The sequence below is a fragment of the Sandaracinaceae bacterium genome (assembly GCA_020633055.1).
Taxonomy (GTDB): Bacteria; Myxococcota_A; Polyangia; order Polyangiales; family Houyiibacteriaceae; genus JADJJE01.
On record JACKEJ010000004.1, the window covers coordinates 1090689 to 1110868 of the forward strand.

Genomic DNA, 20180 nt, shown 5'->3' on the forward strand with positions numbered 1-20180 from the left:
ATGTTTGTTGCTCGGCGGAGCGCGATATCGGGTACTTGACCAATGAACTGCGCGCCATGTCCAATGCCGGGCAATATCGAACTGCGGGAAGATTGACCCTGAATGGCTGCGTCGTTAAAGGGGATTAAGGTTATCGCGCGCGCGGTTGAGCTGCCGTGCGAGCGATGCCACCGATGCACTTCGCCATGTTCGCGCGCGGTGCTCGGCACCGACCGGAGGTACATGGGCCGCGGCCAGCTGGCGAGCGTGGACTGGCCGGCGCTGCTCCGCCGCTGGGCGCAAGACGCCCCGCTCGAGTCTCGCGGCAATGTGTCGAGCTTCTTGGATCCGCGCGGGCTGCCCGCGCTCCTCGCGCGCTTGCCTCGGGCGAAAGAGCGCTATGCGGTCACGGGAGGACTCGCGGCCGCCGCCCTCGCCCCCATCGCACCCCCACGCCTCGCAGTCATCTGGGTGCGTGACGCCGCGGAGGCGGCTGCGCAGCTGGACCTGCGCCCCGCCTCGTCGGGCGCCAACGTCTTGCTCGTCGAGCCAACGGACGACGGCGTGTTCGAGGGGGCGACGCAGCGTGACGAGGTCTGGTACGCCGCACCCAGCCAAGTGGCTGCCGACTTGCTCACCAGCCCCGGCCGCGGGCCGGCCGAAGGCGACGAGCTGATTCAGTGGATGCAGGCAAACGAGGAGGCGTGGCGGCGATAAGGCCGCCATGGATGAGCTCTATGTGATGGCGCGCCGCGTGCTGCTCGACGCGCTTGATGCGCTCGGACCGCACCATGACGCGCTGGTGTTGGTGGGCGCTCAAGCGGTGTACCTCCGTGTCGGCGAAGCTGACCTGGCGGTCGCAGCGTTCACCACCGACGGCGACTTGGCGATCGACCCAGCGGCGCTCGCGAGCATTCCGCCCATCGAGAGGACCCTGCGCGATGCTGGCTTCCGGCCGGCGTCAGCAGACTCAGTCGGCATGTGGGTCACCACGCGGTACACCAGCCAGCGGGTCGAGGCGAACGTGGCCGTGGACCTCCTGGTACCGGCGGCGGTGAGCCCCGGTGGAGGTCGCCGCGCGGCACGCCTCCAGGGGCACGACAAGAGAGTCGCCCGCATCGTCCGCGGCCTCGAGGGCGCCACGGTGGACGCGGACGTCATGCGGCTCGCAGCCTTGGACGCGAGCGACCCGAGAGCGCTCGATATACGGGTCGCTGGTCCAGCAGCCTTGCTGGTGGCCAAGGTCCACAAGATCGAGGACCGCTCCAGCACGAACCGGCTGAGTGACAAGGACGCCTTGGACGTGCTCCGACTGATGCGCGGAACCCGCACGGAAGACCTTGCCGCGCGGTACGGACGCTTGCTCGCGGACAAGCGCTCTGGTGATGCCGCGCGTCGAGGACGGGAGCTGCTGAAGGGACAGTTCGGTGAACGGAAGGGCGTCGGCATCGAGATGGCCATCCGGTCCGCCGGGGTACTCGCTGAAGCGGACGAGATCGCTGCCTCGTGCGAGGCGCTTGCGTCGGATCTCCTGGTCGCGCTCGAGTAGCGGGCAACCATCCTGCGCGCCAGCATGCTCAGTCCCACGTCACCCGGATGAGGGGAACCGCAGACCGCGGAATGCGCCGAACCGAGACCATGTCCCGTCCCTCGCGCACCGCCCGGGCCAGCCGGTGCAGGCCGTCCATGACGCAGAGCCGCCCGCGGTGCTCCATGACGTCGATGGGGAAGCTCATGTCCGCCAGCGCGATGCGTCGCTCGTGCACGGCGTGGTACGTGGGATCGTCGATGACCCGCCTGGGCTGCAGGTCGAACAGGGGCTCTGGTGGGCGGCTGCTCCAGAAGGGCAGGTCCAGGTGCCATTCGAGCGCGCTGCGCGGGAGCGGCTCCGGCGTGATGGACAACGCCCAGACCTTGCGCCTGTCCCAGTCGAAGTCGAAGTACAGCTCGGCGATGTCGGGCGGCATGAGCAACTTGGAAGGCACGGATCAACGCTCCTCGGTCGGGCCGAGCCGAAGCACGGCCACCGCAGTGTAGGCGGGCGACTCTTCGCGGATGCCCGCGTCCGCCAGCCACTCGGCCACACGCTCGGGCGAGGCCTGGCGCGCCCCGCGTGCGGCGCTGTCCGCGACGTGTGCGCGGCCGCGATGCATGGAGCCGTTCAGGAACACCAGCGTGTCCCCCGGCTCGGTCTGGAAGCTGGCTGCGCTGGGCTCGCCGTACGGCGGGGTACGTCCGCCGAGGACGCGCGCGACCGTGTACGGCACGTTGGCGTGGTCGAACGGCTCGTCGGGGCGCTGGTCCATCAGGTGGTGCAGCAGCGTGTGGGGGCGCGTGCTGCCGACCAGCTCTCCGCGCCGGGCCTGAAGCATGACGTCCGTGCCCACCCACGCCGCGTGGACCGTGTGGGGCGTAACCCACGCGGCGAGCAGCTGACCGTATGGGAGCTCGTCATCGTCGTACTCCATGGGCGTGCGCAGCCCCGGAGCCTCGGCTGCGAAGCGCTGCGCCACACGCGCGAAGGTCTCCCCCAGCCGGGCTTCGACCGCTCCTTCCGTCGCCGGCCACACGGTCAGGAACGCGTCCAGCAGCAGCCGCGAACCCGGGGGCCAGCAGGTCGCGAAGCCCGCGTCCACCGCGTTGGCCATGAGCACCAGCGTGCCGTCCGGGCCGTCATGGACCCGGACGAAGTCGGAGGCCTGCTGGGCGAGGCGCGGTGCGCACCGGAACGCGACGGCGCTGTGGATCGGAGACAAGGGGCAACGGTAGCGCAGACGCGCCGACCGCGCCTCGATTGGCCCCCGCTGCGCATCGTCCGTTGGTCTGGCGTTGCGCTCAGGGAGGGCGTGATGGTGCGCCGCATCGAGGGCATCGACGTGCAGCTGACCACTCCAGCGCGCACCGTCGCGGACTGCTTCAAGCACCGAAGCGCCGTGGGGCTGGACGTCGCGATCGAGGCGCTCAAGGACTACCGTCGCCAGCGGGCGGGCTCTATCGATGAGCTCATGAACGCGGCGAGAGTGTCCCGGGTCCACCGCGTGATGCGGCCGTACGTGGAGTCCATCGCGTGAAGCGCAGCAAGGGCGAGCCGCCCAAGAACATCCCGGGCGAAGGGAAGCGACTCTGAGGGTCTCAAGAAGACGACTGACCCCGCGCATCGCTCATCGCGCGGACCAAGAGCGGTCCGAGCGAGGCTGCCTCGGCCGTGTCGCGCAGGTAGGTCTCGTCGAACGGTTGGCTGAGACGCAGCACGGCGACGATGTCGCGCCACTGCCGCTCGGACACCTCACCTCCGAGCCGGAACCAGCGCAGCTTCTGCAAGACGGTGTCTTCGGGGCCGAGCACACAGATCGAGAGCGCATCGCCGAGGTTGCGTCGCCGTCGACGGTCGAGCTGACCCCGCCCCATCGGACCGTCGGGCGGTACGAAGACGTCGACCTTGAGGAACGTGCGCTCGTCGATGAGGTTGAAGCTGTCGTGCGTCATGACGGCCGCTCGCACCGTGAGCGTGTCGGCGTAGAACGCAGGCCGGAGGGTAGCGAGCAGCGCGTCCACATGAGGTTGGCGGAGCGCTGCCACGATGTCGATGTCGTTGGTCGCGCGCGGTTCACCGTAGAGCGTGCTGGCCACGGACCCACCCACCGCCCAGCTCACCTCGAGCGCGTCGAGCGCGTTGGCGACAGCCGAGACCGTGAGGACGATGTCAGGGTCCATCACGATGCAGCTTGGCCTCGGGCGGAACCCACCCGAACGCCTTCTCCACGACGTCCGCCGACACCGTGCGCAGGAGGAGCCGGATCTTGAGCTGCCGCTCGGTCTCGTCTGGGTGCTGCTCGCGCAGGTGGTCCAGGGTGAGCGCCCGCAGCATGGCGGACAGCCCCATGGCGCGCGCGAACTTCTGCTCCTCCGTCATGCGACGGTAGGCGTCGTCCATGCGCGCCTGGATCTCGGGCGACGTGTCTCGTGCGCGGGTCACCGGGCCAGCGTAGCGCATTGGCGTTGGGGAGGGAGCTGCTGGGTGTCGGGCCACGCGCTCAGTCCGCTTCTTCGAGCTGCACGCGACAGCCCGACGCGCGCATCTTGTCGCAGACGCGGCGCGCGAGGTCTTCGTCTTCGATGTGCAGGACGAACCCGTCTCGATACGGGACGCCCCCGCTGCAGTCGCGCACCTCGGCGGTGACGCGGAGACCCAGCTCTTCGGCCCGTCGGAGTACGGACCCCTTTTCGATGTTACCGAGCTCGCCGGGATACGGGATGGACGTCTGGCCTTGGACGGCCCGGTAGGCATGAAGCGCGGACATGGCGCCCAGCTCCGGAATGAGCTTGCGCAGGCGACTGACCTCACCAGGCGAGCTCCCACCCGTGAGGTGGACCGTCACGCGCCACACCAGGTGGTTGGTCCAGTGCAGCTCCCACCCGGGCTGGGAGCCGTCCCAGAGGTACGCGAATTCGTCGAGGTCTTCCGTGGACATGGGGGTCAGCGCTCCGCGCCGTCTGACAACGGCACGGCATACATGGGGAGCGCGCTACGAAACAACCCGGGTGGGTCGCACCAGACGGACAGGTACCGAGCACCACACGCGGGGCAGTGCTGAAGCTTGGCGGTCCACAGGTCGGGATCTTCGTTCCAGTCCCACCACTGTCCGAGCGCGGCGAGGTCCGCACGGCGCGCGGCGTCGTGGAACGCGTCCACGTCGGGGGAGTCCTTGAAGACGTGCCCGAGGGTCTTCTCTGGTTTGGCCAGCGTCCCGTCGCAGGCCAAGCAGCGCCCCAAGCGATGCGGGTCCGGGGCCGGCGGCGCGGTGAGCGCGGACCACAGCCGGCGGGCGAACGACTTGGTCTCGGACGCGCTCGTCACCCGGCCAGCGTAGCGCGTGGTCGTCGCTCGGCGAGTCGCAGCGTGCGGCGGGCCGCCCGCACATGGCACACTCTCGGGCATGAAGTTGTCCGCCGAGGAGGAGAGCGCCGTTCAGGAGCTCGAGGAGAAGCTGTGGATACCCAAGTCGCGCTTCGACCGCGCATGGATAGACCGCGTGTTGGCGCCGGACTTCCTCGAGTACGGGCGCTCGGGCCGGCAGTACTCGCGGCAACAGGCGGTCGACGTGCCGTTCGAGCCCTTCGTGGCAAAGCTCCCCCTGCCTGAGTTCCGTGTGCGCGTGCTCGCGCCAGACGTGGTCCAAGCCACGTACATCAGCGAAGCGGAGTTCGGGGGCGTCGTCGAGCGGGCCCGGCGCAGCTCGATCTGGTCGCGTGTCGATGGGGGGTGGCAGCTGCGCTTTCACCAAGGCACGCCTATCGACTGAGCGTCCCCGCGGTGGGCCGTGCCAGGTTCGGGTCGGGCATCATCCAGGGATCTCCGCGGAGGCCGCGCGAGTCGACCGCCGTCAGGGCGCCTCGAGTTCCCGCGCGGACGTCGCTGGCGCGGGCGAGCCCTCTGGCCCTGCGATCGCGGGGCGCAGCCAGCGCAGCGCGGTGGCATCCACGTGGGCACGCGTGATGCGCTCTCCCGTGCTCAGCAGCGTGTGCCCCACGTGCAGGTCGGCCTGGTCGAGCTCGTCGGTCAACGCCTCGTGAGCAAGGGTCTGGAGCAGCTGGGCGGGCTGCTGACGCCCAACGCTCTCGGTGATGGCCCTGTCCTTCAGCAACGGCACGCCCGCGAGAAAGGACGTCCACGCCTCGTCATAGGCCTGCAGCGAGAGCACCCGCGAGAGACGCAACACGTGGCGCGGCTTCGACGCACGGAAGCGCTCGTCCAGCCAACGACCGGCTCGCTCGCTGGCGGCCACGGTGTCCTTTGGTCCACTCGACATGGCGTGCGCGAGCATCCCCCGCGTCCGCTCGGCGTTGCGCTGCATGCCCAGTCGCACCAGCTGACCCACGAGGCGCAGTGGCTGCGGCTGGCCGTCGACGTGCCGCGGACGCACGGCCACCCCATACATCGCCAGCAGGTCACCAACGAACTGCGCGAGCGGTGGGTTGCCCGCGCGCTTCGCGGCACGCACCACGCCGGGCGAGACGGCTCCCAACCACCAGGCGTCGAGCGGGTGCTCGGGCGTGAAGGGCTGCTCCGCGACGCGGCCCGGCGCTCGCCACCAGATGGCACACGCTTCGCTCTGGGCCGCCGAGAGGCCCCACAGGATGTCGTCGCGCATCGCCAGGAACGCCTGCCTTTGCGCGTCGATGACCGCGTCGAGGGCGTGGAACTCGCGTCGTACAGCCGTGAGCTGGCTCTCGGCGCGCCGTTGGGCGCGGTCCACCGTCTGGCCGTCCGCTTCGCGCATGAGCGCGTCGCCCGCCGAGAGCCACACCTGACACTCGCCCGGGTCGCCTCGCCGACCGCAGCGCCCACGCCATTGATCGTCGTGTCGCCGGCTGCGACCACGGCCGAGCAGCAACACGCGGAGCCCCCCTGCCTCGTGAACGCGTTGATGCGGCTCGGCGTCGATCGCGCTGCCAGCACCGCCGAGGACGATGTCGGTGCCACGCCCGGCGAGCTGCGTCGCCACGGTGATCCGCCCAGGGGCCCCGGCGTCCGCGATGATCGCGGCCTCCCGCGCCTCGTCGTGTGCCGTGAGCGTCTCGTGCGAGACACCCGCGCGGCCCAACGCCCGAGACACCGCGCTCGCCTCGGCGACGCTCCATGTGCCCACGAGCACGGGCTGGTTCCCACGCTCCGGTCGCGCCAACTCGGCGACCGCTGCGGCCAAGCGCTCGGCGTCGCTCGCGAAGACGCGGTCGGGATGGTCGACGCGGCGGCTCGGGCGGTGAGGTGGCATGGCCACGGTGGACATTCCGAAGCGCTCGTGGATCTCCTCCTCGGCGGACGTGAGCGTCCCGCTCGCGCCACCCAGGTGTCGGTAGCGACGCAAGAACGCGGCGACAGTGAGCGTCGCGTTGGAGGTGCGGGGCGACGTGAGCTGGACACGCTCCTTGCGCTCCACGGCCTGATGCAGCCCCTGGGACCAACGGCGTCCGCCTGCGATGCGCCCCGTGGCGGCGTCGAGCAGCAGCACGCTCTGCCCGTCCACCACGTAGTCTCGGTCGCGCTCGAGAGCGACGTGCGCCGTCACAGCGTTCACCAAGCGATGCTCGAGCTCGGCATCGGGGCGCTCGAACAGGCGCTCGTTCGGGCCCAGCGCGCCGACGCGACGCAAGGTGTCCTCCACGCGGCGCCAGCCGTCCTCCGTGACCGCCACGCTCGCCCCGTCCCGCACGTAGTCGCGTTCGGGAACGAGGCCGGTCACGGCGTCGTCGGCCCAGATGATCGCGGCGTCGTCTTCCACCGTCGCCTCGCGTCCGATGGTGAACGGCACGGTGGCGTGGTCGATCAGCGCAGCGTCGAGCTCGTCCAGGAGCGCCACGTCATGGTGCTCCTGGACCACGGACCACGGCCGCCTGCGGAGACCGTCGCGCATGGCGTCGAAGGCCGCCTCGCGGAGGGACACGTACACGACGTGAGAGCGATAGGCGACACGCTTGGCGTCCAGCTCGGCGCGCGGCAAGGCGAGGCCCACGCGGAGGCCCAGGGCGGCGTACGCTGGCGCGAGCGACGTCGCGTCGCGCTCGCTCAGGTAGTCGTTGGCGGTGAGCACGGTGACGTGTTGACCGGCTGCGGCGAGTGAGGCCGCCGCGAGGAACAGCGCCAACGTCTTGCCTTCGCCCGTCTTCATCTCGACGGCATGCCCATCCATCAAGGCCAGCGCGGCCGCGACCTGCGTCGGGTGCGGGACTAGCCCGAGGACGTCGCGCGCCACACCACAGGCCGCCATCAACGCCGCGTCCGACGACCGCGTGCGAGAGGTCCGAGCGTCCAGGAGCGCGGTCGCTCGCTTGAGGTAGGGTGCGTGGCGGCGCCGGTGCGGGTGCAGCTGGAACATGAGCGACGATTCGTGATAGCAGCAGGCCAGGAAGTGGTTCGAACGGTGAGGCGGCGATGATCTTCGTGACCGGTACCAAGCGCTCTGGGACATCCATGTGGATGCAGATCATGCGGGCGGCGGGCCTGCCCACGCTGGGGACTGCGTTTCCGAAGGATTGGGGCGAGGTCATCCGCGACGCGAACCCAGGGGGCTTCTTCGAGTCGCGGCTGCGCAACGGTGTCTATCATGCCACCAACCCGGACCCCAGAACTGGCGAGTACATCCATCCCACCGAGGCGGGCAGCTTGGTCGTCAAGGTCTTCGTGCCAGGACTGGTGCGCAGTGACCTCGCGTTCATCGAAGCCGTGGTTGGCACCATGCGCGAGTGGCGCGAATACTCCTCGTCGCTGACGCGGCTGTACGCCATGGAGCGCGAGAACCGTCCGCCGGTCGAAGGCATCCCGACGCTCACTTACGTGCCACCCGAGCTGGAGTGGTGGGCCGAGAACTACTCGCTCGTGGCGGACCACCTGCTCAGGCGGTACCCCCTGCACCTCGTGACGTACGACGAAGTGCTCTCTGACCCAGAGCGGGTGATTCGCGAGACCTTCGGCTGGCTCGAGAGGGGCGACGCGGACGCGGCGCTGGCCGCCGTGTCCACCGAGTTTCGCACCCAGACCGACGTCGCATGGACGCGCCACGAGAGCATCACCGACGAGCACGCGGCGACGTTCGACGAATTCTACCGGCGCATCCGCGACCGCGAGCCGCTCGACGAGTCGTTCATCGACCAGCTGAACGACACAAACGACGCGCTGCGTCCCGCGATCAGCACCGCCATGAAAGCCCAGAGCGAGCAGCGCAATCTCCGGAGGCGAGCGCTGGAAGCTCATCGCGGGAAGCACGCCGCCGCAGACGACGCTCAGTAGTAACAGAGGTTGAGGAACCGCGCGTACTCCGACGCGCAGGTGTCGAACAGCTCCTCTTCGTCCATGCACATGCCCTGATCGGCCTCGAGGAGGCAATCGTAGTAGGCACGGATGGCGCGGCCGCACCGCTCGCCTTGCTGGTCCTCGAGCTCCTCGATGTAGGTCGTGAAGTAGGCGGCGCACTCTCGCGCGCTGTCGAAGTAGAACGCGAAGTCCTCGGGGTCGCAGTCCTGAAAGTGCGTACACAGCCCGTCGACGATGGTCGCTGTCGAGGGAACGCCACTTCCACCACCCCCGCCGCCTCCGTCACCACCACCACAGCCCGCCATCGCTCCACCCAATACGAGACTGGCGGAAGCAACGCGCTTGATCTTCACACGGGGAAACAGCATCTGACCCTCCTTGCCGAAAGAACGCAGCGACACGACGCGCGCGTGCCAAGACCAGCAACGCGCACGTGCGGCCATTCGTGCACCGCACTCGTCGTACCAGCGGCGAGATCAGTACGTGTAGCAGGCGTCGTAGTACGCCTCGAACTCGTCCACGCAGGCATCGTACAAGTCCTCCCCATCCATGCACATGCCGCGATCGACTGCCAGATAGCAGCTGATGAAACCCCGCAGCGCACGAGCACACTCCGCGCCATAGCGCGTCTCCACTTGCGCGAAGCCGGTCTCCCGCGCCTCCACGCACTCCTGCAGATCGTCTCCGTAGTAGACGGCAAAGTCATCGGGCGCGCAGTCCCGCGCGTGGCGACACTGACGCGCGGCCACGCTGGCGTTCGAATCACCATCGCCACAACCCGCGACCGCGCCGCTCAGGACCAAGCTCGCCGAAGCGACCCGCCGGATCTTCACTCTTGGGAACAGCATCTCACCCTCCTCACGACGCCCGAGGTCTCCCTGCGGGCCGTCCCGCCAGCCCGCTCACAACGCGCTGAGCACACATCGAGCGTGGGTGAGCGCGTGGCGGGCGGGCCGTGGCAGGGCGCTGACGGTCGCGACTAGCCTTCGCAAGCGTCGTAGTACGCGTTGTACTCGTCTTCGCAGGCGTCCGCGAGGTCGTCGTAGTCCATGCACATACCGCGGTCGGCGCTCAGGTAGCAGTTGTACAAGGCTCGGACTGCGCGGGCGCACGCGGGATCTGCCGCCTCTGCAGCAGCGAGATCGCTCTCGACCTCGTCGGCGCACTCCTGGACGCTGTCGTAGTCGTACTCGAAGTCGTCGGGGTCACAGTCCTGGTAGTGACGGCAGTACCGATTCGCCAGGCTGGCGTTCGGATCGCTGTCGCCGCAACCCGCCACGGCGCCACCCAGCACCAAGCTCGCCGAAGCCACACGCTTGATCTTCACACTCGGAAACAGCATCTCACACTCCTCGCAATAAGGTGGCCGGGACAGTATCCGAAGCCTTGGACAGCATCAACGAAAATGCGTCTTGACACCGCATTGACGGTCCAGGCTCGAGGGAGAGCCCACGCCGGGTGACACAGCCTACTCACCGCTCAGGAACCCGTCCGCGTCGCGGGCGGTCGTGTCCGGGTCCTCCTCCATGGGGACGTGCCCCAGCTCGTCGTAGACGCGCAGCTCGGCACCCGCGATGCCCCGCGCGAAGCGCTCACCGAACATGGGTGGGTTTCTGCGGTCGCGCCCGCCCCACAGCAGCAGCGTGGGCACGCGGACCTCGGCGAGGCGATCGTCGAGGTCGGGGTCGTGCGAGCCGGACATGCGGTCCACCAGCGCGCGACGATTGCCCTCGCGCAGCAGCAGCGCGTGGTAGCGGTCGACCAGCGCCTCCGTGACACGCTCGGCGTGGCCGTACACGTCCTCGGTCGCCTGCCGAACGACGAAGCGCGGCGAGACGACCGTGAGCAGCTCACGCAGGACCGGTGTGCGCGCCAGGCCCAGGATGGCAGGGGGCTGCTGACCGGCGAGGCCCGTCGCGTCGACCAGCACGAGGCGACGGACGCGCGCCGGGTACGCCAGCGTCAGCTGCACGGCCACGCGTCCGCCCAGCGAGTTGCCCGCGACGTCGGCCTGCGCGACACCGCAGTGGTCCAGAAACGCCGTGACGGTGCGGGCGTAGCGCTCGGCGCTGTAGTCCGCGTCGGGGGCCGGGCCCGTCAGGCCGAAGCCGGGCAGGTCCAAGCGCAGCACCCGCCGGTGCGAGGCGAGCGTGCGCACCCACCCGTCCCAGGTGTGCAGCGACGACGACGTTCCGTGGATCAGGAGCAGCGGCGGCCCCGAGCCCTCGTCGCGGTAGTGCACGCGCATGCCCTCGAGCTCCACGAAACGCGACGGCTGGGGAGCGTACTGGGGCAGGAGCTCCTCGACCGGGATGTCCCGCCGGACCCCGGTCAGCAGCGACCCCAGCAGCAGCAGCCCCACGCCCAGGACGATGCGCCGTACACGGCGCTTCGCTGGTTTCGCAGGCCGAACGGGGTCGGCAGGATCAGAGGCGGGACGCTCCACGCGACAGAAGGTAGTTGGTGGCGCGCGGCGTCGCACGGGGCCGACGTGCTGGGTTGGGCCTGGGCTCGCCCGTCACGGCGGTGTGTGTTGGACAGCGGCGCGCAGGAAAGGTGCGCGGAAGCCCTCAGGTCGCGGCGTGCGTGGGCCGAAACGTGGCGACCAGCAGCAACAGACCGCCCAGGAAGATCCACACGTCGGCGACGTTGAAAGTGGGGTAGTCGAGCACGTCGCGCACGTGCCAGTGGATGAAGTCCACCACGTGCCCGGCGCCCGTGGACTCGGCCGACAGCTCCGAGACGGCGCAGTGCTTGGTGAGCTGGTCGCACCCGCCAAGCGCGAGGGCGGCAACGGCGACGAGGGCGAGGCGCGCAGCGGGGCTCACGGGCGCACAACGCTCCGGCTGAGCGCCCATTCCATCACCACACCACGTCGAGGGCGGCCACGTATGGATCCTGGCCTGCGATGAAGTCGGCGCGGGTGTAGCTCACCGGCACGTCCGGGCGCACGCCATGGCCCAGCGCGCACCCGGGCACGGCGACGTGCTCGATGCGGATGAGGGACATCGCGACCGCCACGCCGAAGGCCGGGGTCACGTACGCTACGGGGAGTTCGCCCACGTGGCGCTCGCACTCGCCGCCAGCCTCCTCGCCCACCACCACCGCGTCGGGGCGCGTGGCGCGGAGCGCGAGCAGCAGCTCGTTGGCGGCCGAGTTGGTGTGGCCGTCCACGAACACCGCGAGGCTCGCCGGCAGGCGAGGTGACGCAGGCGCCATGAGCGCCGCGAGGGGGTCACCCTCGCGAACGTGGAGTTCGTCCACGGCCTCCGCTGGATACGCGCGCAAGAGGTCGAGCGACGCGCCGAACAGCGGCATGACGCGCTCGCGGAAGGGCTGCGGGATGCGCCGCACCCGCACCGCCGTGCGCTGCCACTGGGTGTACGGCGCGTCCACCAGGTGGTTGAGCAACGCGACGCCATAGGTGCGGAAGCCCCCCTCGTTGCCGCGCACGTCCAGCACCACGCGCTCCGCGTCCATCAGCTGGGCGATCACCTCGTCGAGCCGCGCGTCGAACGCCGCCGTGTCCGCCACGCCGAAGGAGGGCAGGCGCACGACGCGCGTCCCGTCGTCCAGCACGACCACGCTGGGCAGCACGGCCCCGTCTGCCGCGCGCCCACGCATGACGTGCGAGCGTCGCTGTGCGCCAAGTGCCGTGAGCGCGTCGCGTCCGACCCCCGGCACGTCGACGAGCTCCATCACGCCCCCGTCCGGGAGCCGCAGGCGCAGCGTGTAGCTGGGGCGCATGCCGAACGCGAGGTGGAACAGGGGCACGAAGTCCGCGGAGAGCACGCGCTCGCGCGCCGCGTCGTTCGTCCCCTCGAAGATGACCAGCGGCCCGATGGCCGCACGGATGGCGGCTGCGTCATGGCCGTCGATCGCCTCGAGGGCCGTGCCGAGAGGCAGCTCGCCGTCGTTCAGCGACGACGCGTCGACGAGCAGCTCGCCCTCCACCGAGTCGATCAGCAGAGGCACGAACGACACTTCGCGGTCCAGCTGATAGGCCGGCTGCGCGACCGCGACGTGTGAGTCGTGCAGCGACGCCGCGACACGCTGGAAGGCGACACCCACTTGCAGCTCCGTCGGCTCCGGGTAGCTGCGCAACCGCTCGGCCTCGCGCGCGACGACCTGCGCGAAGTCGTCACGCGTGACGAAGCGGAGCGGGTCGGGGTGGACCGCCTCGACGAACGCGGCGAAGTCCTCGAGCTCGGCGGCGGCCGTCGCTCCCGACGGAGTGGCCGCTGGCATGCGCGCACCGCAGCCAGGCCCGAGCAGGAGCACGAGCCAGTGCACGCCGAGCCACCTCCGTGGGAGGCGCAGGGGACACGGGAGGACGCGCGGCGTACGTCGCATCGCGGTAGTGTGGCACGGTGGCAGCTGCTCGTAGCGCCCGACGCCCGTCAGGCGGTGGGACGCAGCGCGTCGCGCTCGGGCTTGGTGAGCACTCGCGGGGTCACCACGGGCTGCTTGCTGCGCGCGTCGAAGAACGGCGAGGGCGACGCCTTGCGCGTGACGAGCCCCACCGCGAGGAAGCGCAGGATGCGCAGCAACACGCGCTTCGGCACCTCTTGGTGCGCCCCCGCGGGCGCGGGCCCGCGCGCGTCCTTGGCCATCAAGTACCCGACCGGGGGCCCGAGGACATCGTCGAGCGAGCGCCCTTCAGGCGGGACGATCAGCGCCGTGCTGACCCCGGCGAAGGGCACGTGCGCCTTGTCGAGCGTGTTGGCCACGGGCGAGCGGCAGCAGTCCGTGTACCAACGCATGAGCCCCTTGGGTGACAGGCGCATGCAGCGCAGCTGCTCCGCGCCCTGCGTGACGCGCAGGTGGGCAGGACGCACCTGGTACAGGTCACTCCCGCCAGCGGCGTCCAGCACGTCGTCGCGCTCGAGGAAGTGCGCGAACGCCTGGCAGTCGTCGCACATGCACACGAGGCGCGTGGCGTTGCGCGGCGCGATCTCGGAGAGCGTGCCCTGCAGCGCGCCGCACCGACAGCGAAGGTCGACCTGGGTCATGCGCACGGCTTAGCGCGCGCGCTGTCGTGCGCCAGCGGAGCGAGAGGCTGCCGCGTCACTCCACCGCGACCAGCGACGCGCGCGTCTTGGCGACGGACCAGCGGAGCGTGGCCAACGACGCCGCGATGATGGGGACGCCGCTCCACAGCGAGACGTGCGGGTGGATGGGCGCGGCCGCGATCCCCACCGCGGCGGCGAGCGGCACGGCCAGCACCAACAGCACCAGCTTGCGCCGGATGGCGTCGTCACGCAGCGCAGGGTGGCGCGCCTCGGCCGGCAGCCGGACGATGAAGTACAGCTGCAGCGACATCGCGAGCCCCACGACCAGCACGTTGCCCCAGAACCACGCAAGCGACACCGGGTTCGAGCGATGCTGGGCCACGATGCCGATCGAGAAGGGCAAGAGCGAGACGCTCGCCAGGTATGCCAGCCCGAACAGCACGGCGGGCCCATCCACGTGCTCTTGGCGGCCGTGGACGTCGTGCTGAATCAACCACAGCACGCCGATGATGAAGAAGCTGACCACCCACAGCTCGATGTGCGGCAGGTGATCGAGCAGCGCATCCCACAGCGCGCCCGACGTGGTGTCGGGGGGCAGCTTGGGGAACTCGAGGTTCACCACCAGCAGCGTCAGCGCGACGGCGATGACTCCGTCGCTCAGCGCGTTGAGCCGCTCGGTGGGATAGAGGTGTCGCGTCGGGTCGCTCACGCTCGCGACGGTAGCAGCCCGCCGCCGACCCGTGGGGAGTCGTCGACGGGCCACCGCCGTCTGGGGAGGCTCAGCGCGGCTCGTGCAACAGCGCCGCGACCGACCCGTCGTGCGAGCCGATCACGAATTTCCCGCCCGCACGCGCCATGGCGGCCAGCGCCTGCAGCTCACGCAGCCGCAGCAGCTCCGGGTGCCGCGCCGCCAGCTCGGCCTCCTCGACCTCGAGGGCCAGCTGCGCGCGCTGCTGCTTGCGCTGTGCGTCCGCCCGCGCCTGCTCGGAGTCCAGCTCGACGCTCAGCTGCTCACGCTCGGCGCGCAGCCGCAAGAGCGCCGCGTCGTGCGCCGCGCGCGAACGGAGCAGCTCGGCCTCGATCTCCTTCTGCGCCTGGATCAGCTTCGCCTCCGCCCGACGCTCGGTCTCGAGCACCTGGTTCATGATCTCGCGCAGGTTCCCCGGGAACACCAGGTCCTTCACGTCGGCCCGACGGATCTCGACGCCGTAGCCCAGCGCGACGTCCTTCACGGCCTCGCGCACGGCGTCCGAGATCTCGTTGCGGTCGCTGAGGATCGCCTCGAGCTCGCGGCTACCCAGGTAGCGGCGCGCCGCGAGCTGCACGTCCTCGTAGATGCGCGTCTCGTGATCGGCCACGGCGTGGATGGCCGCCTGCGCGTCCACGACCCGGAAGTAGACCAGGATGGAGACCCGCACGGCCACCTTGTCGCGCGTGAGGATCTCTTGGCCCTTCAGCACCAGCGAGCGCTCGCGCATGTCGACGAGGGTCACGCTGCGCTGCACCTTGTCGAAGGCGTGCCGCTTGAGCGCGTGCTTCCCGGGGTCGAGGGTCTTCGTGTAGACGCCGTCTTCGTAGAGAAGCCCGACGAAGGACTGATCGATGATGGTATGCATGACGATGGCCACGCGGACGAAAGGCGCCGCGTGGGAAGTTGCCGTCGAGCCCCTACGTGTTGGCAACGCGCAGTACGGATCGGATTCAGGATCGCAGACCTGATCTCGTGGAAGGAGACGCGAAGCCCGATCCGCCACTTCCAATGGAGGCTCGACTACGGCGTCCCTAGGGACCGCCGCGCCGACGTCAACTCCCGCGCGCGTCGTTCGAGCGCGCTCCTCGAGGCATGCCCGCGTACCGGGGCGTGGTCGCGGTCGCTCGGGCGCGGCCGTGGTCGCTCAGGCGCGACGCCAGGTGCCCGCGTGCACCAGCGAGGGGATCAGGAAGCACTCGAGGTAGGCCACCATCGCGTCCTTGTCGGCGGCGCGGCTGGAGTCGAAGGTCAGCAGCCCGACCACGGTCATGACCACCCAGCGCGCGGCCTCCTCCGTAGGCACGCCCGCGGGCAAGATGCCCCCGTTCGCGGCCAGCGGCAGGATCTCCTCGATGACGGGGAGCAACAGCTGCGGCAGCGCCGTCCCCGCGATGCGAATGACGGTGGGGCTGTTGGGCTCACTGAACAGCACGGTGAACTGCGTGTCCGAGTGCGCCAGCTCGACCGCGCGCACGATGCCCGTGATGAGCCGGTCCGCCGGATCGCTGACCGCCTCCATCTCGATGTGGATGCGCCGCGCCATGGCGATCACGCGCCGCTCGAGCACAGCGAGGATGAGCGTCTCCTTGGCGTCGAAGTAGCGGTACAGCGACGAGCGTGAGCAGCCAGCGACGCGCGCGACGCGGTCGAGGCGCAAGGCGTCGATGCCCTCCGCCTCCATGACGGAGCCCGCCGCCTCGAGGATGCGCTCGAAGAGCGGCTGCTGGTTCTTGGCCTTCCAGTCGGGGGCGGCTTCCGTCACGGGCGCGAGCATAGCGCAGAAATCACGGGACATTTTGGGTTCTCCGTCCTGTGTTCGGAACAAAATCCTATTTTGTCTTCTCTACGGGACAAAACCAATGATATGTTCTGTGGCATCACGCCGCCCAGGAGACCCCCGTGCAGACCACCGCCGCCGCGCTTCCTTACGACCAGCGACCCCCGAACAAGAATCTGCGTCACATCGACGGCGACGACGGCCTGCCCTTCCTCGGCCGCACCATCGAGATGGTGCGTGACCCCGCGGTCCTGTTCGGCGACCAGTACAAGCGCTTCGGCCGCATCAGCCGCGTGTCCATCACGGGCTTCAAGACGGTGCTGTTGAACCACCCAGACTACGCGGAGACGGTGCTGCTGGACCGCGACAAGAATTTCTCCTGCAAGATGGGCTGGAAGTCCCACATGGGCGAGTTCTTCGACGGGGGCCTCGTCATGCGGGACTTCGGCGAGCACCGCAACCACCGCCGCATCGCCACCGAGTCGTTCCGGCGCGAGGCGATGCTGGAGTACACGTCGCAGGTGCAGGACGTCACCAAGGCCACCGTGCAGCGCTGGGGCGCCGCGCGCGACATCGTCATCTACGACGAGATCAAGCGCCTCTTGCTGGACATCGCGTTCAACGTGTTCTGCTGGCTCGACGAGCGCGACGCGTCGGAGATCCCCAACATCAACCGCGCCTTCAGCCAGATGATGGAGGGGGCCGTGGGCATGGTGCGCTTCGACCTGCCGGGGCTGTCGTACCATCGTGGGCTCGAGGGGCGCCGCTACCTGAAGCGCTTCTTCCTCGAGCGCATCGAGCGCAAGCGCGCCTCGGCCGACCGGGACTCGTTCGCCGCGTTCTGCCGCGCCACGCAGGAGAACGGCGAGCCTTACTCGGACGAGGACATCGCCAACCACATGGTGTTCCTCATGCTGGCCGCCCACGACACGACGGCGAGCGCGGCGACGATGGCGGCCTACCACCTGGCGCACAACCAGGACATCCAGGAAGAGCTGCGCGCCGAGCTGGCGGCGACGGAAGGGCCCATCGGCTACGACACGATGTTCCGCACCATGCCGCTCATGGCCGGCGTGTTCCACGAGACCATCCGCATGCACCCGCCGGTGGCGATGCTGCTGCGCCGCACGGTGCGCGCGTGCGAGATCGACGGCGTCGCCATCCCGGCGGACACGATGGTGTGCGTGCCCGTCGCGTTCCTGCAGCGCCACCCGGACTTCTGGACGAACCCGGACAGCTTCGACCCACACCGCTTCGACGAGGGGCGCATGGAGCACCGGCGCCACACGTTCTCGTGGCTGCCCTTCGGAGGCGGTGCACACAAGTGCATTGGCCTGCACTTCGCGCGACTGCTGTTCACCAGCCTGTACGCCGAGCTGCTGAACCAGTACCGCATCGAGTACCGCAAGCCCAACTACTTTCCGACCAAGGTGCAGAACCTGCCGTTCGCGAAGCCCACCGACGGGCTGCCCGTGCGGCTCGTGCCGCGCTGAGCGTCACGGGGAGGCCGGGCTCAGGCGCTCGACCCCGCGACAGGCCGCGGCCGCGCGCTCGAAGGACGGCTCTCGAGCGCTTCGCGCAGGGCGAAGGCCAGCTGCTCCCCCGTGAAGGGCTTGGGCAGGAAGGGCAGCCCGTGCCGCTCGACCTCCTCACCGACGCGCGGATCGTCGACGTAGCCGGAGGTGACCACCACCGGGAGGTCGGGGTGCTCGGCGCGCACCTGTCGGATGAACGGACCTCCGCCCATCCCCGGCATCACGACGTCCGTGAGCACGCACGCCAGCTCGACGTGCCGTTCGCGCACGGCAGCGAGTCCGTCGACACCGCTCTCCGCCTGCAGGACCTGGAACCCCAGCGTCTCGAGCAGCGCGGCGGTCGCCCGCCGGACCTGCGGGTCGTCCTCCACCAGCAGCACGAGCTGATCGGCGCCCGCGAGCGCCGCGGTCACCCCGCTCGGCGTACCCTCCGACGACGGCCGTTCGTCGCGTGGGAACGTGAGGGTGAACGTGGTGCCTTCGCCCACGGTCGACGCGATGGCGAGGGTCCCGCCAGCCTGTTCGACGATGGCCAAGCAGGTGGAGAGGCCGAGCCCCGTGCCGCCTCCCGCAGCCTTGGTCGTGAAGAACGGCTCGGTCGCCTTCTCGCGCACCTCGGGTGGCATCCCGACGCCCGTGTCGGCCACGGTCAGGCGCACACTCGCGGCGTCGACCTCCACGCGCACCGTCAGTGCCCCCCCGTTGGGCATGGCGTCGCGAGCGTTCACGGCCAGGTTGGTCAGCACCTGCTCCAGCTGCCCGGCGTCCATCAGCACCGTCGCAGGCTCGAGCGAGGGCTCGACGCGCACCTCGACGTCCTCGCCGATGACCCGCCGCAGCAGCTTGTGCGTGTCGCGCACGAGCGCGTTCACGTCGATCACCCGTGGTGCGATGGGGCGCGTGCGCGCGAACGCCAGCAGCTGCCGGGTGAGCTCGGAGCCGCGCATGCACGCCCGTGCGATCTGCTTCAGGTGATCGCGCACGGCGTCTTCCCGCTGACCACGCATCTGGGCGACCTGCGCGAAGCTGTGGATCGCCGTGAGGATGTTGTTGAAGTCGTGCGCGATGCCGCCCGCGAAGCGCCCCAGCACGTCCAGCTTCTGCACGCGGGCGAGCTTCTCGTCGCTCTCGCGCAGCTGCTCGAGGACGCGGCGGCGCCGACGACGATCCTGCCCGATGGTCAGCGCCGAGCCGAGGAACACGAGCGCCAGCGCGCCGAGCGTGGCGGCGCGCATGGTCCGAACGGGCGCCGCGACCCGCCCCGTGACCGTGACGCGCGGGATCGCGGAGATGGCGGTCCAGCCGGTGGAGTCGAGGTGCGAGCCGAGCACGATCAGCTCGGCGGTCTCGACGCGCTGGACGTCGTTCGTGCCGCGCGTGGCCCGCATCAGCGCTTCCACCGCGCCACGCAACGGCGCTTCGCCGAGGTCGCTCACGGAGAACTCGCCGCGCCCCGCGCGGATGTCCGCGGCGAAGCGTCGCGACGCCAGCAGGCGCCCCTCGTCGTCCACCACCATGTAGGTCCCACCCTCGCGCTCGGGCAGCGAGGCGGCGCCGGCGATGAGGTGGTCCAACGGCACGTCGTGCCCGACGGACCCAGCAAAGCGACCCTCACGTGTGATCGGCGCGACCACCGACACCATCCAGATGCCGGGCACCGGATCGAACTCCACGCGCGTCCAGCGCGGAGCGCCGCTCGGGTCGTTTTCGGGGCGCACCAGGTTGACCCAGTCCGTGTCGGAGTAGTCGTGCGTCGCCGCCGCTTCGTAGATGAAGCGCGGAGCGTCCGGCCACAGGATGACCTCGCCGCCGCCGTCGACCAGCAGCCAGGCGTTCACCGCGATGGTCTCCTCGTCGGACAAGGTCGCGCTCTCGATGATGTCCTTGGCGCGCACGTAGAACGCGCGCGACGCGGCGTCGACGGGGGCGTGCCGCGGCAGCCAGATGCCCGCCTGGTCGCGGGGGTCATAGAGCGTGGCTCGCGAGCGACGCGCGCCGTCGGCGTCCAGGCCCACGAGGCGCTCGAAGGTGGCCTCCTCGGCGGGTGATGGCGTGCGGCTGGCCGCGTCGGTGAGTGAACGCGAGAGCCGCCTCAGGCTCGCCTCGGCCGCCTCGACGCGGTTCGACAGCGTGGTGACCACCAGACGCTCTTCCCGCGAGACCATGTCGATCTCGTTGGCCACCAGCGATGACTCGAGGCGCTGCTCCACGAACACGAGCGCCGGCAACACGATCAGCACGATGGCCACGAGGGAATAGGCCCCGATCCACAGCTCGACACGCGTCTCCGATCTGGTGGCGTAGGTAGGCACAG

General features: G+C 69.8%; 24 protein-coding genes. 6 read left to right on the forward strand and 18 right to left on the reverse strand.

All coding sequences use genetic code 11. The annotated features are described in order from the left end of the window. Window positions 1-198 precede the first annotated feature (198 nt). Window positions 199-696 carry a hypothetical protein gene (locus tag H6726_04530; protein ID MCB9656896.1) on the forward strand — a complete coding sequence of 166 codons (498 nt, stop codon included), beginning with the start codon at window positions 199-201 and terminating at the stop codon, window positions 694-696. A gap of 7 nt (window positions 697-703) precedes the next feature. After that, window positions 704-1528: a hypothetical protein gene (locus H6726_04535; GenBank protein MCB9656897.1), complete on the forward strand. Its 825-nt coding sequence runs from the start codon at window positions 704-706 to the stop codon at window positions 1526-1528. A 28-nt stretch (window positions 1529-1556) separates the two neighbouring features. Here H6726_04535 and H6726_04540 read toward each other — a convergent pair whose 3' ends face one another. After that, entirely contained in the window at window positions 1557-1964 is a 408-nt protein-coding gene (locus tag H6726_04540; GenBank protein MCB9656898.1) for a hypothetical protein, read from the reverse strand. Between the two features lie 3 nt (window positions 1965-1967). Then, complete coding sequence (locus H6726_04545; protein MCB9656899.1) at window positions 1968-2735, reverse strand: hypothetical protein; 768 nt, start codon at window positions 2733-2735, stop codon at window positions 1968-1970. A 93-nt stretch (window positions 2736-2828) separates the two neighbouring features. On the opposite strand from H6726_04545, the gene H6726_04550 reads away from it, so the two are divergent. Next, complete coding sequence (locus H6726_04550; GenBank protein MCB9656900.1) at window positions 2829-3050, forward strand: hypothetical protein; 222 nt, start codon at window positions 2829-2831, stop codon at window positions 3048-3050. Window positions 3051-3111: 61 nt separating this feature from the next. On the opposite strand, the gene H6726_04555 is transcribed toward H6726_04550, so the two are convergent. From H6726_04555 to H6726_04570, 4 genes are read right to left on the reverse strand one after another with little or no spacing between them, the layout of a single operon-like run. Next, complete coding sequence (locus H6726_04555; protein MCB9656901.1) at window positions 3112-3693, reverse strand: hypothetical protein; 582 nt, start codon at window positions 3691-3693, stop codon at window positions 3112-3114. Next, the gene (locus H6726_04560) at window positions 3683-3955 is read right to left on the reverse strand and encodes a hypothetical protein (protein ID MCB9656902.1); all 273 of its coding nucleotides are present in this window, start codon (window positions 3953-3955) and stop codon (window positions 3683-3685) included. The genes H6726_04555 and H6726_04560 overlap by 11 nt, the downstream gene beginning before the upstream one ends. Before the next feature lie 58 nt (window positions 3956-4013). Then, on the reverse strand, window positions 4014-4451 hold the full coding sequence (locus H6726_04565; protein ID MCB9656903.1) for a hypothetical protein: 438 nt from the start codon (window positions 4449-4451) through the stop codon (window positions 4014-4016). 5 nt (window positions 4452-4456) lie between these two features. Beyond that, complete coding sequence (locus tag H6726_04570) at window positions 4457-4837, reverse strand: hypothetical protein (GenBank protein MCB9656904.1); 381 nt, start codon at window positions 4835-4837, stop codon at window positions 4457-4459. Between the two features lie 79 nt (window positions 4838-4916). On the opposite strand from H6726_04570, the gene H6726_04575 reads away from it, so the two are divergent. Next, window positions 4917-5282: a DUF4440 domain-containing protein gene (locus H6726_04575; GenBank protein ID MCB9656905.1), complete on the forward strand. Its 366-nt coding sequence runs from the start codon at window positions 4917-4919 to the stop codon at window positions 5280-5282. An 81-nt stretch (window positions 5283-5363) separates the two neighbouring features. On the opposite strand, the gene H6726_04580 is transcribed toward H6726_04575, so the two are convergent. After that, window positions 5364-7856 (reverse strand): hypothetical protein, encoded by a 2493-nt coding sequence (locus H6726_04580; GenBank protein MCB9656906.1) that lies wholly within the window; start codon window positions 7854-7856, stop codon window positions 5364-5366. A gap of 56 nt (window positions 7857-7912) precedes the next feature. Here H6726_04580 and H6726_04585 point away from each other — a divergent pair, with 56 nt between their 5' ends. Further along, the gene (locus tag H6726_04585; GenBank protein ID MCB9656907.1) at window positions 7913-8767 is read left to right on the forward strand and encodes a hypothetical protein; all 855 of its coding nucleotides are present in this window, start codon (window positions 7913-7915) and stop codon (window positions 8765-8767) included. Here the strand turns inward: H6726_04585 and H6726_04590 are convergent. The 10 genes from H6726_04590 to H6726_04635 all read right to left on the reverse strand — a co-directional run bounded on the left by H6726_04590 (window position 8761) and on the right by H6726_04635 (window position 16316). Then, on the reverse strand, window positions 8761-9159 hold the full coding sequence (locus H6726_04590) for a hypothetical protein (GenBank protein ID MCB9656908.1): 399 nt from the start codon (window positions 9157-9159) through the stop codon (window positions 8761-8763). The two genes, H6726_04585 and H6726_04590, sit on opposite strands and share 7 nt — an antisense overlap. A 108-nt stretch (window positions 9160-9267) precedes the next feature. After that, window positions 9268-9639 carry a hypothetical protein gene (locus H6726_04595; protein MCB9656909.1) on the reverse strand — a complete coding sequence of 124 codons (372 nt, stop codon included), beginning with the start codon at window positions 9637-9639 and terminating at the stop codon, window positions 9268-9270. Between the two features lie 131 nt (window positions 9640-9770). Next, on the reverse strand, window positions 9771-10133 hold the full coding sequence (locus H6726_04600; GenBank protein ID MCB9656910.1) for a hypothetical protein: 363 nt from the start codon (window positions 10131-10133) through the stop codon (window positions 9771-9773). 126 nt (window positions 10134-10259) lie between these two features. Next, window positions 10260-11237: an alpha/beta fold hydrolase gene (locus tag H6726_04605; protein MCB9656911.1), complete on the reverse strand. Its 978-nt coding sequence runs from the start codon at window positions 11235-11237 to the stop codon at window positions 10260-10262. Between the two features lie 124 nt (window positions 11238-11361). Further along, on the reverse strand, window positions 11362-11619 hold the full coding sequence (locus H6726_04610) for a signal peptidase II (protein MCB9656912.1): 258 nt from the start codon (window positions 11617-11619) through the stop codon (window positions 11362-11364). Window positions 11620-11653: 34 nt separating this feature from the next. Next, complete coding sequence (locus H6726_04615; GenBank protein MCB9656913.1) at window positions 11654-13084, reverse strand: hypothetical protein; 1431 nt, start codon at window positions 13082-13084, stop codon at window positions 11654-11656. Between the two features lie 107 nt (window positions 13085-13191). Further along, window positions 13192-13803 carry a hypothetical protein gene (locus H6726_04620; GenBank protein MCB9656914.1) on the reverse strand — a complete coding sequence of 204 codons (612 nt, stop codon included), beginning with the start codon at window positions 13801-13803 and terminating at the stop codon, window positions 13192-13194. A 55-nt stretch (window positions 13804-13858) separates the two neighbouring features. Continuing rightward, entirely contained in the window at window positions 13859-14512 is a 654-nt protein-coding gene (locus H6726_04625; GenBank protein MCB9656915.1) for a DUF1211 domain-containing protein, read from the reverse strand. A 70-nt stretch (window positions 14513-14582) separates the two neighbouring features. Further along, the gene (locus tag H6726_04630; protein ID MCB9656916.1) at window positions 14583-15419 is read right to left on the reverse strand and encodes a slipin family protein; all 837 of its coding nucleotides are present in this window, start codon (window positions 15417-15419) and stop codon (window positions 14583-14585) included. A 279-nt stretch (window positions 15420-15698) separates the two neighbouring features. Beyond that, window positions 15699-16316: a TetR/AcrR family transcriptional regulator gene (locus H6726_04635; protein MCB9656917.1), complete on the reverse strand. Its 618-nt coding sequence runs from the start codon at window positions 16314-16316 to the stop codon at window positions 15699-15701. Between the two features lie 137 nt (window positions 16317-16453). Here H6726_04635 and H6726_04640 point away from each other — a divergent pair, with 137 nt between their 5' ends. Then, window positions 16454-17824 carry a cytochrome P450 gene (locus H6726_04640; protein ID MCB9656918.1) on the forward strand — a complete coding sequence of 457 codons (1371 nt, stop codon included), beginning with the start codon at window positions 16454-16456 and terminating at the stop codon, window positions 17822-17824. 20 nt (window positions 17825-17844) lie between these two features. On the opposite strand, the gene H6726_04645 is transcribed toward H6726_04640, so the two are convergent. After that, window positions 17845-20178 carry a response regulator gene (locus H6726_04645; GenBank protein ID MCB9656919.1) on the reverse strand — a complete coding sequence of 778 codons (2334 nt, stop codon included), beginning with the start codon at window positions 20176-20178 and terminating at the stop codon, window positions 17845-17847. Window positions 20179-20180 lie beyond the last annotated feature (2 nt).